The organism is Acinetobacter chengduensis (assembly GCF_003664645.1).
GTDB classification, from domain to species: Bacteria; Pseudomonadota; Gammaproteobacteria; order Pseudomonadales; family Moraxellaceae; genus Acinetobacter; species Acinetobacter chengduensis.
This window is the reverse complement of sequence record NZ_RCHC01000007.1, coordinates 141663-159370: the sequence shown is the minus strand read 5'-3', so window position 1 is coordinate 159370 and position 17708 is coordinate 141663. Positions and strand designations below refer to the sequence as shown.

Below are 17708 nucleotides of genomic sequence, written 5' to 3'. Positions count from 1 at the left end.
ACAGGGCAAAGATGATAGAAAGAGTGCGTTTAGCATCATGGTCTATGTTGTGCCTAATTGTGTTCGAGTTGATTGGTGCAAATACAGTCGTGGCACAAAGCAGAATTAAAGATCCAATACAAATGACCTATAGTCAGCAACAGGCATGGAAAGATATAGAACAGTTTTTACCTAGAGACTTCCATTTAAGCCCCGATCATTTACCCACAGAAGAGTGGTGGGCGTGGCAAGGACATAATATTCATTTAGACACTTTTCGAAACCCTCAAGCTCAGATTAAAGTGATTTTATTTCATGGCGTGGGAACAAATGGACGTCAATTGAATTTGGTTTTGGGTGGTCAATTGGCCAAGCGTGGTTATGAAGTCATTGCCATAGATTTACCAGGCTATGGTATGACACAAGTTGGCGCTGGAATTAATATTGCCTACGACGATTGGGTGCAGGCAGGAAATCAATTGATTATCAATGAGCAAGCCCACGATGAACGACCTATTGTACTGTATGGATTAAGTGCAGGAGGCATGCTGGCCTATGATGTAGCAGCAGAAAATAAGCATATTAAAGCCATCGCAGGCATGACATTTTTAGATCCACAAAATAGTGTCGTTAGAGATCAAATTTCACTGAATAAATGGATGAGCCGTGTAGGTTCGAGTACTGCACACTGGACAGCCAAGTCGGCTTTTAAAAATACTAAGATACCCATTCGTTGGGTGAGTAAAATGTCTGCTTTGGTAAATAATCCACAAGCTTTGGACGTATTTTTGGCTGATAAAAGTTCTGCGGGAAATATGGTTTCAGTGGCCTTTTTAGATTCATATTTAAACCATACACGGGCGATTCAACCTGAAGACTTTAACCTTGCACCAATATTATTAGCTCAACCAGAGAAAGATCGTTGGACGCCACTGGCATTAAGTGAATTATTTTTGAAGCGGATTCAGCATGTGCCTGTAAAAACGGTCATCTTAAAGAATGCAGGACATTATCCTTTAGAACAGCCGGGCTTAAATCAAATGGTGAATGCGATTGATGCGTTTTATAAAGCCAATGCATATCACTAAATCATCACATTTTAAAAATAAAGCACCACACAACAGTGTTGTTGTTTTGAAGTATGGTGCGCGCAGATTAGAGTATTTATTATTGTTTTAACTTCTTTTTATTGCACATTTTTGTTGAGGCTAAACGTTTAAAACGGCCGGCCACCAGCCAAACTAATGCGCTTCAGTAAGCGACGTTGCTCGGATGGAAATGGGCGACGTGAATGTAAGGTCACTTGATTGTCCCAAAATACAATATCGCCTATTGACCATTGATGTTCATAACGAAACTCAGGCTTTAAGATATGCTCGCGCAATTGTGCAATCAATTCACTTCCTGCTTGATCATCATAATTCACCAATTCAACTTCATTGTGAGTACTGAGCCAAAGTGCTTTACGGCCTGACTCTGGGTGGATTCTTACCAGTGGGTGGGCATAGGCATCGCCAACAATCGGTTGGTCTTTAAAACGATAACGAGGAAATACGCCATAACCAGCACTTGGATCTTGTGCTTTATTTTGAGCTATACGTACAAATGGGTTGTAGGTAATGAGCTGTAGCTGATCAATATGCTGTTTGGTAGCATCATCTAAAGCATCGTAGGCTTTAATGGTGTTGTACCAAGAAGTTTGGCCACCATCTTGTGGGAGTTCAATTGCATAGAGCAAAGAGCCAAAAGAAGGTAACGGTGTCCATTGATGATCGGCATGCGGAGTCAGTTCACCATAACCAGTATAATCACCTTGTCCGACCGCATTCGATACAGGCACTACATCAGGGGGAGTACCCGTGTCTTTTTGAGTCGCCAAGACAGGCGTGTCTGCACTTGGACGAAAGATTGAACCGAAGTAGCTGGCAAAAGCGAGGTACTGTAGATCATCTAAACTTTGCTGTTTAAAAATTAAAATCAGATGTTCAGCCAAGGCCTGTTTTAAGCGAAGAATAGTTTCGCCTGCTTGCGCTTTTTTTGCATCGAGTCCGTAGACTTCCGCACCCAATGCTTCACCTGATAAAGGCACAATTTGAATTTCATTGGGGTTCTGAAATTGATCCGCTTGATGCCAACGTGGTGCATCATGTATAGCTTGAGAAAGTTGAGTTAAAGCTGTCATTTTTATTTCACAGAAGTTGTATTTGGATTCACAAAATTTATGAAATAACAAACACATTGAGAAATTAAAAAATAAGATAAGTTTATGAAAAATTAATAAAAATAGCTTAAGTAAATGATTTATTTTCTTTTAGTCTTTCTTGCAAAAATATCCTTAAAATCAGCTAAAAAATGTCAAGTTTTTGACATTTTTTAGCTCAGGTTTTGCGGTTTAATAGCGTTAATGCGCACAAAAAGCTTGTTGGAAATGGGTAAATAATGACGGCGTTTGCATCCATAAAGCAATCGACAAGATGAATAACAGAGCGATGCCTGCTGAAATGGAAAATCTAAGCCAAAACATGGAATTATTCATGAACTACTGTATCCTCATTAACCCACAAATGCACCAATACACCAAATACACTGAGTAGAATGGAAAATGCCCAGACCATATTGTAGTTACCCGTCATGTCGTGATTTAGACCACCGAGCCAACCGCCAAAAAATGAGCCTACTTGATGGGTGAAAAATACAATACCACTGAGCATGGTTAAGTATTTAACACCAAACATATTGGCTACAATACCATTGGTCAGCGGGACTGTAGATAACCATAATAAGCCCATCGTGACACCAAAAGCATAAATCGTCCATGTGCTTAGAGGCAATAATAAAAACCCGATAATTGCGATACCACGTAAGCCATACAATAGCATGAGTAAATGAGGCTTTGAATATTTGCCACCAAGCCAACCTGCGCCGTATGTGCCCACAATATTAAACAGTCCGACTAAGGCCAGAAAGATAGTGCCCGTGGTGGCATTGTAGCCGTGGTCGCTTAAATATCCTGGTAAATGAATGCCAATAAACACCACTTGAAAGCCACAAACAAAGAAACCTAGTGATAAAAACCAAAAAGGTTTGTGCTGTTTTGCAATCACTAAAATTTGCTTAAAGCTTAAGCTTGGGTGTGGACTCTGTGCAGGAGTATTCGGGGCGATATACATGGGTGCTTTAAGCATCCATGCTAAAGGAATAATAAGCGCGACTAAAATTGCACTGACCACAAGGGCTGCTGACCAACCAATATGCTGTAATAGCAGTAGTGTGGAGGGGAGCATAATAAATTGCCCAAATGAACCTGCCGCACTGGCAATGCCCATTGCAAGGCTACGTTTTTCTGGAGGTGCCGCACGCCCTACAGCAGACAGTAAAACGGGAAATGAAGTCGCTGAAAGCGCTAAACCTAAAATTAAACCTACGCTTAGATTTAATAATAATCCTGTGGAGCTAATTGCCATAAGCAGTAAGCCAATAACATACAGCATGCCCCCAATCGCGACGACAACTTTACTGCCATATTTATCGGCAAAGGCACCTGTAATTGGTTGAACTGCACCCCAGATAAGGTTTTGCATAGCAATTGCAAGGCTAAAAACATTGTGTCCCCAGCCAAATTCATGGCTCATTGGAACTAAGTACAAGCCAAAACCATGACGTATGCCCAAAGACAAAGCCAAAATGAAAGCACTACCAATTAACATATAAATCAGAGGCTTGGAAAATCGGGTTTCTGTCATTAGCGCAGTACATTACAGTAAGAGTATCGTTATTTTATGCTAATACACTCAGTGTTACGATTAATTAAATTTAACCTGATAATAAAATTTTGTTATGTAAGACTGGCCTAAAAGCCAATAAGACAGCAGGGAGCTGTCTTATTGGTGTTGTGATTATGATTTAAAGAAGACAGTTTAAAGTTTAGAAACGTATACCTACACCGGCGTAAGCCAAAATAGGGTTAATGTCGATATCTGCTTTAGAGCGAATGAGCTCGCCTTTAGTTGCGTCACTGACTGTAATAGTGGTATCGCCTTTAAGATGTGCATAAGACACAGAGCCTACGGCAAACCATTTGTCATTAAAGTCATAAGTAAAGCCCACTGTGGCAACAGGTGCAAAAGCACTAGAGGCTTCTAAATCAACTTGAGGGTTTGCACTACTGGTTTTTCCATCAAGTGCAGCACCCGCTTTACCATCTTTAATATTGGCAATCATGTGACCAGCATTGACTAAATCTTGCTTAATTTGTGGATTCATTTCTAGTTCATTGAAGTAAGCATACATCACGCCTACTCCCACATAAGGGCGGAATTTGTTGACACCCGTTTTACCAAAGTGATATTGCAACTCAGCAGCAGGGGTCCATGCTCGTGCGGTAGCTGCAGTACCATGAGCACTTAAATCGGTAATTTCAATATCTTTTTTCAGGGGTAAATCACCTAAAATAGAACCAATACTACCAGGTGTGGCAATACCGCTAAGTGGTGCGTAAATTTTGCCTGTACCTTTTAAATCAACTTTAGGTGGAATCCCTGCTTTCATTTCTAGCGATAGATTATCGGTAAAAAAGTAGTTGGTCATAATGCCGAGCGTGGTCACGTTGTCGGCTTCTAGTCCAGTGCCCGGATTGTTCCAAGTTGATAAGCCATCAAGTTCCGCTTCGCCAGCTATGCTACTTTTAAGGTATTGTTTTCCATCACTGCCTTTAAATGAAATTAAGCCCTGTTGGGTGATGCCTGTGTCTAAAATGGCTTCTTCACCTTTTAATAGGCTAGAAAGCAAAGATTTTTTGGTGGATGCACCACTGACTGATGTATCAATTGCATCGACGACAGAGCTACCGAGTACATCGCCCACTTTAGCCTTTGTGCCTTCAGCTACAATAGTATCAACTTGAAAAGGTTGTGCTTTGCCTTGAGGCATGACATGCAATGCGCCAACTGAAACAGAAAAACGTTTAAAGCCATCCCCATCTTTGAGGCTAAAGTAGGGGGATTGAGCATGGCTGAGCATGGGTAAAGCCATACAGGATGTTGCGATACATACGAGTGTTTTATTCATTGTTTGGACTCCATGTCCGTATACTGCTAATAATTTTTCTAAGTTTTTTATTATGCAAATAACGTTATTAATTTATTGTTTCTTAAAGCGAATATTTAAGTAGTTATCCTGTTAAGGCAATGCAATTATGTCGTATTTTGTACGCTTTATTTGTTTGGTTCTGTAAATATAGAAACAGTATGAATTAAAATTTTTATGTTAAAGGGACTAAACCGTAAAGGGTTCATAGAGCTATCAGTACATAAAAAGAGTAGTGCTTTATATTGCCTTAGTGCGCTTTTTTAAGTTTCAGTATGCAAACCATAGCGCATGAAGGCTGTTTTTTTTGTACAATATACTTAGAAATTGTTGAGTGAATCACATGAGCACCCAAAACCCTCCCAAGAAAAAAGCCTTAGTACAGTTGCCTTTTCCAATGCCAGTGGCAGAAGAGTCAACTTTAGATTCTGCACATAATCAGGTTCGTCCAAAGCCGAAACAATATGCAGATGCGACTTTCCCACCGCCACGTGGCACACGTCGTTCTATGGGTAAGCGTTAAGCGTAAAAATAAAAAACCTGCATTTTTGCAGGTTTTTTATTTTTAACGTTTAAATATTTTAGGGATGGTTGAGGTTTGCATAGTAGTCTTTCTTTTTTTGGTACATCACAGCATCTGCGCGTTTCATAGTGTCTTCAATCTGCTCATCTTTGAGAGAACTGGCATGACCAATTGAGAGACTGATAGGATGATTAGAATAGAATTGATTATCTACATGCAATAGCTCTTGTAAGCTACTCAGGCAACTCTGTAATGAAGTTTCATCAGCATTGGGGAGTAACAATACAAATTCATCACCACCAATTCGTGAAGCGCTATATTGGGTGTTCAGAATTAACTGATTCAGCATTTGCCCCATGCGACGTAATTGTTGATCACCTGCATCATGTCCAAATTGATCGTTGATATTTTTTAAACCATTTAAATCGATAAAAATACACGATACAGGTCTTTGTTGACTGCGTTCTAATCGATTGATCTCATCAATGTAAAAACTACGGTTATAGAGTTTGGTAAGTGCATCATGCTTGCCGAGATATTCTAAATAATTTTCGGCTTTTTTACGCGCAGTAATATCAACCAATGCGACTTGTACGGTGCTCCAGCAATTTTCAAAACCTGGGAAAACAGTAAATTGTAAGAGCACATGGCGTATGCTTCCATCTAGGGCGTAATTCACAGCTTCGTGTTGATGATGAATTTTACCTGTCCATAGGTCCAAAAGCTGTGCGCGAAATGTTTGAGTCATTTCTTTGGCAAAAATTTTATGCGTATTTTTTAAAATACTTTGTTTGTCTGGTGCGCCAAATAAATCGAGTGTGGCTTGATTGACATCTATAATTACAATGTCTTTGATACATTGCTGAATAAAATCGGGGTGCACATCTAAAAAAGTATTAAAGTCTTCGATGCCAATATGACGTAAGTGATCTAATCTTTTTTTAATTTGGCTGAAGTCTTCAACCCAAAGCGAGGTAGGTGAGTAAATAAACCGAGCTTCTGCCAACTGGCGGTTTTTTTCCTCTAATCGACGTGCATTTTGGTATGGGGTGATGTTTTCTGTACTAATTAACACTTGTGACCAATCTTCTGCATAATCGGGCAAAATGGTACAACGCAGTTGGATATCTAAACGTTTGCCATAAATGGTGTAGTTAATGGCAGTATTGATGTAGTGCGTTTTGCCTTCCCAAAGCTGTACTAGCTCATCAATATGTGTATGCAACATTTCCTGCTGAAAAATTTGATCAAGATGTGCACATAAATGGCTAAAATCATTGGCTTCGTATAGCGCTAATGTTTGTTCATTCACCTGTAAAATTTTAATTTTTTTAACACTTTCTCGGACTAAATCTAAGTTTTGCAATAGATGCTCGGACAAGTCTTCAATACCATCCTCACGCCACTGGTTTAACTGCTTTTTGACTGCGCTAAAGTCTTCCAACCAAAGTGGGATAGGGGACATATTAAATATAGCATTGTCGTGGTGGGTCATGATGAGCTCGAGAGAGGATTAACTTCAGGCTTAAGCTTGAAAGGTATTATTGTAAAGTGTGCTTTAAGTCACAAAAATAACCGAAAATTAATAAAAAGCCAATCATTAAGATTGGCTTTTTTCGATCTATTTTTTTGCTTTATGGGCGGGCTTTGGAGGCATAATTTCGCGTTGCCCCAGCCAAATGTCGGCAAAGTCTTTTTCATTAATATTATACAGTTCTAATAAAGACAAAATGACGCCTCCAAAAATCATAGGGCCTTCAGAATTACTTTGAAATTCGAAAATTTTGCCATTTAAGTTATGCAAAATATCCGCAATTTCAAATACACGATCACGTCCATTACTGTCAGTTGGATACATTTGTGTATTGAGCAAAATTCTGGCTAAACTTTTCTCATTGTCTGTAAGTGCTAAAACATCAATTAATTCATCACTCACAGGAGCAAAAATAACAGAATCACGGAAGATGGTATGCAATAGTTTTTTAGTGAGTTTAGGCAGTGGGCGTTCTACAAAAGGACGAAACGACACAGGAAAAATTACGTTATGTGAAATGCCTTTAAACATTGGTGCGATTTCTTCAACTGTATAGCCCGCAACACCACAGCCTATAGAAGTTAAAAAGTATTTTTGTTTTGGGTGATTTTTGGTGTAGATCTTAAAATCATCAACATAGTGTTGAATTTGTGAAAGTGGCATTTGTTGAAGATGTTCATTCATGGTTGGAATAGCAAAACTTTGCCCTGACCAACCACGTCCAACACCTTTGAGTGCACCAAAATATTGTTGTGCTGTTCGTGCGGCACCACCAGCATGTTGACCTGCTAAATTACTGCCAAATACGAAGATGGTATCTTCTGCTAAAGATTTCACGATACTTTCGTCATGGTAATGGTAAGTCATGCGTATTCACTTATGCTGTGGTTTCATCTCATGGTGCAATTGCTTGATGACTTGGTCAAGTCATGAACAGGTTATTTTTCTGATTTATAGACATTTTGATGCATTTATTGATTAAAAGGATTGAATTTTGCTTTGCTAAATTGAGTGGTTGAAGGGCTGGTCCTTGATTTCACACGATCATTGATCGTTGTGTATGTTTGAAGTGACTGACAATGACCATTCAACATAGAGGTGAAGTTTTTACAAGTTTAGGTTGTATCGATTACATTAGCCCTCATAATTGATAGTGATGTTAAGTTAAAGAATAAGCCAAAGCCTATGAGTGATGCTCTGTCATTTGAATTAGTTACGAACTTTGAACCTGCTGGTGATCAGCCACAAGCCATTGAAAAATTGGTGAAAGGCGTAGAGCAGGGTATGCATGATCAATTGCTATTGGGGGTAACCGGTTCGGGTAAAACTTATACCATGGCCAATGTGATTGCACGTACGCAACGACCGACCATTATTATGGCGCATAACAAAACTTTGGCCGCGCAACTATATGGTGAGTTTAAGTCTTTCTTTCCGCATAATGCTGTGGAATATTTCGTCAGTTATTATGATTACTATCAGCCAGAAGCCTATGTGCCATCATCAGATACATTTATAGAAAAAGATTCTTCAATTAATGATCATATTGACCAAATGCGTTTATCGGCAACGCGTGCACTTTTAGAGCGTCGTGATGCAATTATTGTCGCATCGGTATCGGCAATATATGGTTTAGGTGATCCAAATGCCTACATGAGCATGTTATTGCATATTGTGCAGGGTGATCGAATTAATCGTGATGACCTGATTCGTCGTTTGGTTGAAATGCAATATACCCGTAATGAGCTGGAGTTTTTGCGAGGGACTTACCGAATTCGCGGTGAAATTCTAGATATTTTCCCTGCTGAATCTGATCAATATGCGATTCGTGTGGAGTTGTTTGATGATGAAGTGGATTCAATTCGTTGGTTTGATCCAATCACAGGCAAAATGGTACGTAAAGTACCGCGTATCACGATTTACCCAAAAAGCCATTACGTGACGCCAAAAGATAATTTGCGCCGTGCCATAGACACGATTCGGGAAGAATTAACCGAGCGTTTGGGATTTTTCAGAGCTAATGACAAATTGCTTGAAGCACAGCGGATTGAACAACGCACCCGTTATGATTTAGAAATGATGCAACAATTGGGTTATACCAATGGCATCGAAAACTATTCACGGCATTTATCGGGCCGTCCAAGTGGCGAAGCACCACCAACTTTATTTGATTATATTCCAGAAGATGCTTTATTAATTATCGATGAATCGCATGTGACCGTGCCACAGATTGGCGCGATGTATAAAGGCGATCGTTCACGTAAAGAAAACTTGGTGAATTATGGTTTTCGTTTACCAAGTGCCTTGGACAACCGCCCAATGAAATTTGAAGAATGGGAACGCATTGTACCTGCGACTATTTATGTGAGTGCAACACCCGCACGTTATGAGTTAGAAAAATCTGAGCAAATTGTAGAGCAAGTGGTAAGACCGACAGGTTTGGTCGATCCAACCATTGAAATTCGACCTGTGCTTACACAAGTGGATGATGTGCTCTCAGAAATTAATAATCGTCGGGAATTAAACGAACGTGTGTTAGTCACTACGCTGACCAAACGAATGGCCGAAGATTTAACTTCATATTTAAAAGAATATGGTGTGAAAGTGGCCTATTTGCATTCGGATATTGATACCGTTGAACGGACCAAAATCATTCATGAACTACGTTCTGGTGTGTACGATGCTATCGTCGGTATTAACTTATTGCGTGAAGGTTTGGACATGCCAGAAGTATCGCTGGTGGCAATTTTAGATGCCGATAAAGAAGGCTTCTTACGTTCTGAACGTTCACTCATTCAAACTATTGGTCGTGCTGCACGTAATTTAAATGGTAAGGCTATTTTATATGCCGACAGAATTACGGATTCAATGCAAAAAGCGATTGATGAAACCGACCGCCGTCGCGCAAAACAAATTGAATTTAACCAAATTCACGGCATTGTACCACGTAGTGCTGTGCGTAAAGTCGTACAAGAAATTGATACAGGTGAAGTACTTACAGACGATGAGGTAGAAGTACAAATCGCAGACCAAGCAAAAGCCTTAAGTGCAGATCAACAGTATTTAATGTCAGATCCGAAATTATTGGCAAAACATTTGGCTAAGTTAGAAAAGGAAATGCTCAAAGCATCTAAAGAACTTCAGTTTGAACAAGCGGCACGTCTGCGAGATGAAATTTTGCATCTAAAATCGCAATTATTGCAGTGATTTTGTCGCTTTAAGGGAGATTGAGTTCATTACATAATTTAGACACATGGTCGAATTTTACACGTTATTGTAATTGAGAAACTTTGAGCTTAAATATGTTTTTGAATCAAAATTAATCTATTTATATAAAAATGTAGGACATTATTTATGGTGAATCATCTCCCAAAAGCTGGCTTTAAATTGGCAAAAATTGTTGTAGGTGGTGCGGTACTGGTGGGATTAGGCGCTGTCACTATGGCTTATGCTCAAACCAAACCATTGGCTGTTGTGGAGCGAGTTGAGCTCGATCGCTATTTAGGAACATGGTATGAAGTGGCACGTAAGCCCATGGTCTTTCAAAACAAATGTGATCGTGATGTGACTGCGGTATATACCTTAAATGAAAATGGCAATGTGAATGTAGATAACCGCTGTGTGATGAAAGATGGCAAAGTTAACTCATCGCAGGGTGAGGCATTTGTGCAAAATGCACCATTTAACAGTAAGTTAAAAGTGAGCTTTTTACCTGATGCAGTTCGTTGGTTACCTGTAGGTCGTGGCGATTATTGGGTACTCAAAATAGACGAAGATTATCAGACAGTTTTAGTGGGTGAACCTCGTCGAAAATTCTTATGGGTTTTATCGCGTGATCCACATCCAGATCAGCATGTGATTAATGAATATTTAGACTATGCCAAAGGCCTTGGCTATGACTTGAGTGATGTCATTCATACCAAGCAAACCAAAAAAGCACCACATTAATTTAAGCTTATAGAACAAATGATAAAAAACCATGCTTAGCCATGGTTTTTTATTTGCTAGAATAGTCACTTATATAGATACTGTTTGCTGTTCATTTGAATATGCATAATCCAGAGGTCACTTGAGGTGAATGATGTATAAAGGCGTTGCATTGTCTGTTTTGGCCTCAGTTACTTTTGGTGTACTGTATTTTTATACTCAATTTTTACAGCCCTTAGATAGTGAGCAAACCTTTGCTTGGCGTATGTTGGCCACATTGCCATTTTTAACGCTGTTTATGTGGTATTCAGGTGATTTAAAACATGTCAGCGCAATTTTTAAACGGATTGTGCAACAACCTGCTATTTTGATTTGGCTGATCATCAGTTCTTTATTATGTACCACACAGTTATGGCTGTTTTTATGGGGTCCTATTAATGGTCGTGGCCTGCAAGTTTCTTTGGGTTATTTTTTATTGCCTTTAGTGATGGTGCTGGTTGGATGTATTTTATATAAAGAAAAACTGTCTTATTGGCAGTGGGCCGCCGTAATTCTAGCTGTATTAGGAGTAGGGCATGAAATATGGCGAATTGGGAGTATTGCTTGGGAAACCATTTATGTTGCACTAGCTTATCCCTTATATTTCTTTTTGCGACGTGTTTATAAAACAGATCATTTAGGCGGTTTTTGGTGGGATTTATTACTCATTATTCCTGTCGCCATTTATTTAGGATTTTTCTATAGCGACAGTATTCCTTTGATTGCGCAATTTCCGCATTTAATTTTTGCAGTCATTGGTTTGGGTATATTAAGTGCATTTGGTTTAGGTAGTTATATTCTAGCTAGTCGCATGTTGCCTTTTGTCATCTTTGGTTTATTAAGTTATTTAGAGCCAATTTTATTGGCTTTTGCCTCTTTGGCTTTAGGCGAGCGTATTGAAGCCAACGAATGGTTCACCTATATTCCAATTTGGTGCGCTGTATTGCTATTAATGTTGGAAGGCACAGTACATTTATTTAAACAAAAGCAAAAAGAAAGCATGTTGAAAAAAAATGTCGATGCTCTGCAAAAGCGTTTAGATTCATAAATATCTATAATGAGTTAAAGGATTGCTTTAAAGCGAACGATATTAATCAAAAATGATAAATACAGATGAAAGCATCATTTTGATTGATATCGCGACAATAAAAATTGTTCAATTAAAAAATAAAAGATTTTGAGAACCACTTCCTCTTAGAAAATACGATGATTTTTTAAAATCAGATAAACCGTTTATCTTTTCGCTCAAAGACAGAATCACGCTATTGATTAAAAAATGATAACTGTTTAACATTTATGCTTATAAAAAGACGAATGCTTTAAACTTAGATAAATTTCATAACATTTGAGGGCTAGGACATGCAAAATAGCAGTATTCCATACCAAATACGCGCCGCATTACTGCAGCTAGAGCCTAGCCTTGATGTGGATTGGGAGGCTCGACTACATAAGATTCTGGATGAGTCTGATATGGCGTTGCGTGAAGAAATTGATCATCAAATTTTAAAGAGCAAAGAAATCTATTGGAACCGTATAACAGGTGGTTTTGAATACAAAGCATCATCTAGTCTTGCGATTTTAAAACACAGTCTTAGCAATGACCGTATGCAACATATTGCTAAAACGCTGAGTGAATCTTTAGAAGACCTCAAATCTATTCAAGACAGCACACAAATTGCCGATTATTTGGAAAATGCCATCGAGCAAATTGACCAAATTTCTGTAGATGAAAACTTTGTGTTGCAACGTGAAAAATTAATGATTCGCCGTACATTTTTACTGAATGCGGCCAAAGTCATTCGTCGTATGGTGATTACACCGCCAGAAGGCATCCGTAAGCTGACAGAATCACAAATTAAATGCTTTATTATTGAAGTGTTTATTAAGCAACAATTATTAGGCTATTGGTTTAAGCCGTTATTGAAGCGCCATTCGGAAATTATGAAACACCCTATTTTCCGATATTATCTCAGCAAGCAACAAAAAATCCGCCATTTTGAATTGGTCAAAACCTCACAATATATTTTTGTCACGGCACCTGTGATGCAAGTAGAGCAAAACCCATATTCAATTCGACGCTTCTTAACCGAAGAAAAAGGGGCAATCGAAGCGCAAACATTTTTAAATGTCATTGTGTTGGATATGCAGGCCACTGAAGAAAATGAATATATTGATCACTTCAAATCTTTAGTTGAATGTATGGTGACCGTACAAAGCCAAATTCATGTTGATGTGATGGATATTGTGCTGCAATTAGAAGAAGTGTGCGAAAAGTCTTTAATTCCTTTACTGATTGAACCAATTCAATTTGTTGCTAAAAATGCAGATGTTGTTGCACAAATGCATTTGAAAAAATTTGAAAATATATTAACGGCTGATTTTTTTAAACCTGTGTATGAGGCGATTAAATCGCATTTATCACATATAGAAGAATTTGATTATTTATATTTAAGCGTACATCGCCTATATTCAGAATTACTTGCCTATTATCGTGAGTTTAAACAGCAACCTGCATTGGTGTTTAATCAGCATGTGCAGTTATTTGAATATAAAATGGTCGGCTATTTAAAGTTATTAGAAAAACGCCGACAAGATACTTTTGTGCCTCTGAATCAACATGAGTGGGAAGTCATGCATCAACGCTCACTGAAACCATTGCAAGATATTCGTTTTGCCATGACAGAGCACTTGCTGGATTACCGTGAACTGACAATCTATATTAATAAATTGAAACGCCAACAAAATGCGGATAAAGGTTCTTTCTTCAAGAGAATGACCAAGAGCAATCAAGCAGAGCGTGATTTGGCTGAGGCACACAAGCTGGGGCAACAGATGAAGCACAAAATGTTTATGAGTGTTTTGCAGGCACCACGTCAAAATCCAAAATGTTCAGTGTTTTTAGAGTTTGAAACCCTACATAACTTTAGTGAACATGAGCGCCACTACGCATTCCCATGTGGAGACAATGGCATTACGCGGTTGCCAATTTTATTACGATTACCCGAAACCTATTCAGATTTTGATGTAGAAGACTTTAATGCTTCTATTAATTTTGACCTTAACTTTTCTGTGGCGTCAAAAGCTGAAAAAACCAGTTATGAGTTAAATTACTCGCATTGATCAGGACTTTAATTGTAAACAGCTTAATTCACTGATTGATAAAGAAACGATTAAATAAAAATGTATTTTAGGGCTACTAAAATGCATTTTAAAAATCTTTTAAAACAAAATCATAAAAATAATTACAACTATTTTTATAATTTATAGTGAATATATAAGAAAATAAGCCTCCAATATCAGCTTTTGGATTCTATCTTTTAGATAATTCCATTACAATTGTCGGGTTTTGAAATTTAAGCTTCGATTTACAATTAATTAGAGGACGTATCTGTGAGCAAAGACACTATCGTTGCCCTACATGCAGAGCACCAAGGTCGCTGGAAAAACCGTGAAGAACTTGCGGAACGTATGATTGCCCTAGTGGGTCAGTTATACCGTGAAAAAAACATCGTAGCTACAGTATACGGTCGTTCTTTAATTAACCGTTCAGTGATTCAAATTCTTAAAGCTCACCGTCGTACTCGCGTATTAGACGTTGAACTTTCAGTAGTAAACACATTCCCAATTCTTGAAGCTTTGGCGAAAGTTGAAAATATCGGTACTGCTGAAATCGACTTGGGCAAACTTGCTGTTGAATTTAAAGAAAAAGGCGGCGACATCGACGCATTTGTTGCTGATGCTGTTAAATCATTACAAGGTAATGCTGCATCTGTAGAAAACAAAGATGTAGTTCTTTACGGTTTCGGTCGTATCGGTCGTATCCTTGCGCGTTTAATGATTGGTCAATCTGGTTTAGGCCGTGGTCTTAACCTAAAAGCAATCGTTGTTCGTAAATCATCTGACGGTGACCTAGAAAAACGAGCTTCTTTACTTCGTCGTGACTCTATTCACGGTCCATTTGCAGGCACAATTTCTGTAGATGAAGAAAACGAAGCAATCATTGCAAATGGTCAATTCATTAAAGTGATTTATGCGTCTAATCCAACAGAAGTTGATTACACTGCATACGGCATTAACAATGCACTTGTGATTGATAACACAGGTAAATGGCGTGATGCTGAAGGTCTTGCACAACACCTTCAATGCCCAGGCGCTGCTCGCGTAATTCTAACTGCACCTGGTAAAGGTGACATGAAGAACGTTGTATTTGGTGTGAACCAAGCAGACATCCTTGATGAAGATACAATCATCTCTGCTGCAAGTTGTACAACAAACGCAATCACACCAACACTTAAAGTGTTACATGACAAATATACAGTTCTTGGCGGTCACGTTGAAACAGTTCACTCGTTCACAAACGATCAGAACTTAATTGACAACTACCATAAAGCTGACCGTCGTGGCCGTGCTGCAACACTGAACATGGTTATCACTGAAACTGGTGCTGCGAAAGCAGTTGCGAAAGCGCTTCCTGCACTTAAAGGTAAGTTGACTGGTAACTCTGTACGTGTACCTACACCAAACGTTTCTCTTGCAATTTTGAACCTGACTTTGGATAAAGAAGTTGAACGTGATGAAGTAAATGAATACCTTCGCCAAGTTTCAATTAACTCTAACCTTCAAGGTCAAATCGGTTATACAAACTCTACTGAAGTTGTATCTTCTGACTTTATCGGTTCACGTACTGCAGGTGTATTTGATGCGCAAGCAACAATTACTGCTGGTAACCGCTTAACTGCATACGTATGGTATGACAACGAAGTGGGTTATAGTTGCCAAGTACTTCGTATTGCTGAGCAAATGGGTGGCGTAAGCTATCCAAAAGTTCCTGCTGAAACGAATGCATAATTAGTTCAGTTTGATATAAAAAAGAGTCTCTTATGAGGCTCTTTTTTATTGTAAATAATGTCGCTTAAAGCGTAGCTGATGAGTTGTTTTGAATGGATTGATGAACAAAAGTAAAAATAAAGAACTGTTTATACAATCAATACTTAGCATGTTGTAGATATTAATAGGTGGTCTAATTACAGCACTGAAGTATAGGCTTTTTAGAATTCGAAGAAACAATTTATGCTAAGTTAAACGCGATTAAACTATTTCTAATAGAAGAATATGTTAAATATTGAGATTAAAACTTTAGATATCAATGATGTTGAAGATTTTAGAACGATTAGACTTTCAGCTTTAAAAAAATCACCAAAAATATTTGGATCTACTTATTCGGCTGAGGTAAATCAATCATTAATATTTTTTGAAGCCTGCTTATCAAATTCGAGTGTACTTGGTGTATATCACAAAAATAAAATCATAGGCTTAGCCACATTAACACAAGAAGTTGGAGCAAAATTTTCTCATAAAGCACATTTATCTAGTGTTTTTATTGAGCCTGAATTTCAACAAAAAAGTATTGCAAATCAGTTACTAAATATAATTATAAAATATTGTAAAAACAAGATAGAACAAATTCTATTGACTGTTGCAGATGATAATAAGGTAGCAATTCATCTTTATGAAAAATTTGGTTTTCAAACGTATGGAATTGAACATAAAGCTTTAAAAGAGAATGATGGGTATATTGATGAGCGGCTAATGAAGTTTTTTGTGATCTAATATTTATATTTTTAAGAATATATTAAATAATTTATTTAATATCATATATTTAAAATAAATAAATCCTGTTTTAATGCATGAATTTTTAGGCAGGTGTCATTTTTTATGCCTATTGAATAGCTCATTTATACAGTTTCATACAGTCCCGCTTAACTCTAAATAAGAAAAAATACCCAGCTGGAACCAAAATAGAAATCTAAACGGTTACCGATTTTGCAAATTAACATACAAAAAATTGCACACCTGCATGTATTTATTGCGCACACTGAGATATTCAAAAATAAAAATACAAGGATAGGTTTTGCAGGCAAAGCACATGCTAAGTGGATTAGCATTAATTGTGTTGGCTTCCATTTGCGGTGTACTCATCGCGATTTGGGTGTTTAAACACTTTAATATCTATATTCCACTCGAAAATCAAAGCGTAAGTATTGATTTACAAGAGCCTTTACAAGCAGAAGTGAAAATACACGATGCACTTAATGTTGATGTTTCTGGTCGAGTGAACGCTTCTATTCCAATACAAGAACAGTTGCACATTCCACTCACACAAACCTTAACACCACGCGTGTATTTTGATAATCAGGTGCCTATTCAAACGGTTATTCCAGTACGAGAAGTGCTTAAAATTAATCAAGACATGCCCATTAATACCAAGGTTCAAGTGCGTGTGCTAGGGCGGGATATCACTCTACCTTTAAAAGGAAATATTCCAATTCAATTAGACGTGCCTATTAATATCGATGTACCTCTATCGCAAAAAGTTCATTTAAAATTTGATGCTCCCGTCAAAACACAGCTGAAAGAAAATTTAAATATTCCATTAAACACGAAAATTAATGCCAATATTCCTATAAATGGCCATTTGAATGTGCCAATTTCAACAGCACTGAAGGCAACTGTTGATGTGCAAAATACTTTACCAGTCAAAATTAAGCAGGGTGAATTGGTCATTCCACTCAAAGACATGACATTGTCTCGTCAAACTTCTAGTACGACAGGCAAGTAGGC

14 protein-coding genes are annotated in these 17708 nt (G+C 38.0%); 9 read left to right on the top strand and 5 right to left on the bottom strand.

What is annotated here, in order from left to right; all coding sequences use genetic code 11:
- The first annotated feature begins 11 nt into the window (after positions 1-11).
- On the top strand, positions 12-1067 hold the full coding sequence (locus D9K81_RS08315) for an alpha/beta hydrolase (RefSeq protein ID WP_407923625.1): 1056 nt from the start codon (positions 12-14) through the stop codon (positions 1065-1067).
- A gap of 128 nt (positions 1068-1195) precedes the next feature.
- On the opposite strand, the gene D9K81_RS08310 is transcribed toward D9K81_RS08315, so the two are convergent.
- The 3 genes from D9K81_RS08310 to D9K81_RS08300 all read right to left on the bottom strand — a co-directional run bounded on the left by D9K81_RS08310 (position 1196) and on the right by D9K81_RS08300 (position 5046).
- On the bottom strand, positions 1196-2161 hold the full coding sequence (locus tag D9K81_RS08310) for a TauD/TfdA dioxygenase family protein (protein ID WP_120375257.1): 966 nt from the start codon (positions 2159-2161) through the stop codon (positions 1196-1198).
- A 346-nt stretch (positions 2162-2507) separates the two neighbouring features.
- On the bottom strand, positions 2508-3722 hold the full coding sequence (locus D9K81_RS08305) for an MFS transporter (protein ID WP_120375256.1): 1215 nt from the start codon (positions 3720-3722) through the stop codon (positions 2508-2510).
- 181 nt (positions 3723-3903) lie between these two features.
- Positions 3904-5046, bottom strand: coding sequence for an OmpW/AlkL family protein (locus D9K81_RS08300; RefSeq protein ID WP_120375255.1), 1143 nt, complete (start codon positions 5044-5046; stop codon positions 3904-3906).
- Between the two features lie 361 nt (positions 5047-5407).
- Between D9K81_RS08300 and D9K81_RS08295 the strand changes: the two genes are divergently transcribed.
- Positions 5408-5587 carry a hypothetical protein gene (locus D9K81_RS08295; protein WP_120375254.1) on the top strand — a complete coding sequence of 60 codons (180 nt, stop codon included), beginning with the start codon at positions 5408-5410 and terminating at the stop codon, positions 5585-5587.
- Between the two features lie 58 nt (positions 5588-5645).
- On the opposite strand, the gene D9K81_RS08290 is transcribed toward D9K81_RS08295, so the two are convergent.
- Both D9K81_RS08290 and D9K81_RS08285 read right to left on the bottom strand, forming a co-directional pair.
- Entirely contained in the window at positions 5646-7082 is a 1437-nt protein-coding gene (locus D9K81_RS08290) for a sensor domain-containing diguanylate cyclase (RefSeq protein ID WP_120375253.1), read from the bottom strand.
- Between the two features lie 126 nt (positions 7083-7208).
- Entirely contained in the window at positions 7209-7988 is a 780-nt protein-coding gene (locus D9K81_RS08285) for an A1S_2505 family phage non-structural protein (protein WP_120375252.1), read from the bottom strand.
- 318 nt (positions 7989-8306) lie between these two features.
- Between D9K81_RS08285 and uvrB the strand changes: the two genes are divergently transcribed.
- The 7 genes from uvrB (at position 8307) to D9K81_RS08250 (ending at position 17706) form a co-directional block, all read left to right on the top strand.
- Positions 8307-10328, top strand: a complete 2022-nt coding sequence (gene uvrB / locus D9K81_RS08280) for an excinuclease ABC subunit UvrB (RefSeq protein WP_120375251.1) — start codon at positions 8307-8309, stop codon at positions 10326-10328.
- Between the two features lie 147 nt (positions 10329-10475).
- A complete protein-coding gene (locus D9K81_RS08275) occupies positions 10476-11069 on the top strand; it encodes a lipocalin family protein (protein WP_120375250.1) in 594 nt (197 codons plus the stop codon).
- A 133-nt stretch (positions 11070-11202) separates the two neighbouring features.
- Positions 11203-12135, top strand: coding sequence for an EamA family transporter RarD (gene rarD / locus D9K81_RS08270; protein WP_120375249.1), 933 nt, complete (start codon positions 11203-11205; stop codon positions 12133-12135).
- A 311-nt stretch (positions 12136-12446) separates the two neighbouring features.
- Complete coding sequence (locus D9K81_RS08265; RefSeq protein ID WP_120375248.1) at positions 12447-14207, top strand: hypothetical protein; 1761 nt, start codon at positions 12447-12449, stop codon at positions 14205-14207.
- A gap of 270 nt (positions 14208-14477) precedes the next feature.
- Complete coding sequence (locus D9K81_RS08260) at positions 14478-15935, top strand: glyceraldehyde-3-phosphate dehydrogenase (protein WP_106984673.1); 1458 nt, start codon at positions 14478-14480, stop codon at positions 15933-15935.
- A 264-nt stretch (positions 15936-16199) separates the two neighbouring features.
- Positions 16200-16697 (top strand): GNAT family N-acetyltransferase, encoded by a 498-nt coding sequence (locus tag D9K81_RS08255; protein WP_121523191.1) that lies wholly within the window; start codon positions 16200-16202, stop codon positions 16695-16697.
- Between the two features lie 316 nt (positions 16698-17013).
- Positions 17014-17706, top strand: a complete 693-nt coding sequence (locus tag D9K81_RS08250) for an MFS transporter (protein WP_171406898.1) — start codon at positions 17014-17016, stop codon at positions 17704-17706.
- The last annotated feature ends 2 nt before the right edge of the window (positions 17707-17708 follow it).